1 protein-coding gene and 2 pseudogenes are annotated in these 2,013 nt (G+C 73.4%); all 3 read right to left on the reverse strand.

All coding sequences use genetic code 11. The features are described 5' to 3' along the window. Positions 1–805, reverse strand: a pseudogene (locus ACVNF4_RS35340) (hypothetical protein); the annotation flags it as partial. Then, positions 802–1,551: a TIR domain-containing protein gene (locus tag ACVNF4_RS35345; RefSeq protein WP_461806936.1), complete on the reverse strand. Its 750-nt coding sequence runs from the start codon at positions 1,549–1,551 to the stop codon at positions 802–804. The pseudogene ACVNF4_RS35340 and the gene ACVNF4_RS35345, both read right to left, overlap by 4 nt. Before the next feature lie 20 nt (positions 1,552–1,571). Further along, positions 1,572–2,013, reverse strand: a pseudogene (locus ACVNF4_RS35350) (transcriptional regulator); the annotation flags it as partial.

Consider the following 2,013-nt stretch of genomic DNA (forward strand, 5'->3'; position numbering starts at 1 on the left):
CCGCGAGGGCGACGGCGCTACGGGCGTGCCGGTCCTGGGCACTGTCCGCCAGCGCGGACCGCAGCCAGTCGGGGAAACCCCGGTCCGCCGTCGACCTGCGCCACTGCTCCCGGACGCGGTCGGCCAGCGTCGCCACGTCCTGGAGACGGAACGGGAGCAGGGCCGCCGCGAGATCGGGGCCGGTCAGGTCCGCCCCGGTGAACGGGACGCCGTCGCACTTCAGGTGGGAGGCGAGCACCCGCAGCGGGTCGGGGCGGCCCAGCTCGGCCCTCAGATGGCGCAGTTCGCTCCTGAGGAGATAGGCCAGGTCGCGCGGGAGCACGACGACGAGCCGGGCGCCGCGCGCGATGAGCGTCGTACGGAAGTCGGGCAGTGTCCCCTGGAAGGCGATGTACCGGGACTCCTCGGCACCGGAGAGGTCCAGGAGCAGCCGGTCGCCCTCGCCGATGTCCTCGGGGTCGAGGGGCGACCCGTTCCCGTCGTCCGGTGTGTCGGGGAGTTCGTGCAGGCTGCCGCCGGTACCCGGCAGTTCGTGCAGCAGCATCAGGGCGGCTGTGCGACGGCCCGACGCGCAGGGGCCGTCGAGGAGCACCGTGTGCCGGTCGGCCAGCAGCCGCCGCGCCTCCTGGAAGCCGGACGGCGGGACGAAGCGTTCGGCGAGGTGGTCGCGGTCGGACTCGGAGAACGAGCGGGGGCGTGGCCTGGACCGCAGCCGGGACTCGGTCGCCGCGTAGTAGTGGTTGTGCTGCGGGCCGGGCCCGCTGTTCATGGGGCCGTGGGCGGCCCCGACGTACGTGTCGGTCACTTCTGCTCGCCCCCGCGTGGTGTGCGGGTGCCGAAGCCCTGGCGGATGCCGCCCTCGTTCCTCTCGACGTAGTTGGTGCCGTCGCCGGTGATGTGAGGGCCGTTGTACTGCGGGCCGGGGCCGGTGTTCAGGGGGCCGTGGGCGTCGTTGACGTACGTGCCGACGTCGCCGTTCACATTGCCGATGCCGCCGCGCTGATGGTCGTTGCGCACCCCCTTCGGTGCTTCCGGAGCCGGCTGCTGTTCTGCGGGCCGGCTGGTGTCCAGGGCGGCCAGCGCCGGGATCTGACGGGCCAGGCGGTCGCCGAGGCGGGCGATGTCGTCGCCGAAGGTGGCCAGTTCGACCCGTGCGTACTGGCATTCGGCGAGCTCGGCGATCGACGCGGGCAGCCGCCGGGGGTCCAGCTGCTCCACCTGGCGGCCGATGAACACCGGGACGATCAGCGCGCCCGACGCCAGCGCCTCCTCGATCTCCCGGCGCACCCAGTCCTGCGGGGCGTGCAGGGCCCGCAGGTCGGGGCGGTCGCGGTCGGGGGCGTCCACCCAGCCCTCGTGGATCAGGGTGAGCAGCACCCGGCAGCGGCGCACCGCACTGTCCAGCACTTCGGCGTAGTGGTCGCCGAGCGCGATCGACTTCTTGGCGAGGAAGACGCTGCCTTGGCCGAACCGGTCCGAGAGCGCATGGTCGCAGAGGTAGGCGGCTTCCTTGCCGCCCTTGGTGCGGTAGTTGACGAAGATCTCGTGCATGGGTCGGGTCCCTTCGGGGATCAGGGGATCAGGCAGGGCATCAGGTCGCGCACCGACCGGTTGCGGGCGTGCCGCCGCAGCACCCGGGTCAGTCGGCGCAGGTCGGCGGAGACGGTCGCCGAGTGCACCAGCCGGACGGACGGCAGAAGGTCGGCGGTGATCCGGCAGGCGTGGTCGATCTCGCCCGCCACCGCGTGGGCGAGGGCCCGCCGCACCCCGTACCGGGCCTGCGTGCGGTAGGCGTGCGGCGGGATCTGTGCCGTCTCCCGGTCGAACAGCTCGGCCGCCTCCCGGGGACGCCCCAGGTCGTACAGGCACCAGCCGGTGAACATCGACACCACGTCGGGCACGTGGGAGGCGCCGAGCACGGGCTGGCCGGGGTCGGCGGCGTCGGCGGCGAGCAGGTCACGGGCCTGGTCGAGGCTGCGCAGACAGCCGGTGTGGTCACCGGCCACCGCCCGC

It is taken from the genome of Streptomyces sp. S6 (assembly GCF_054880855.1).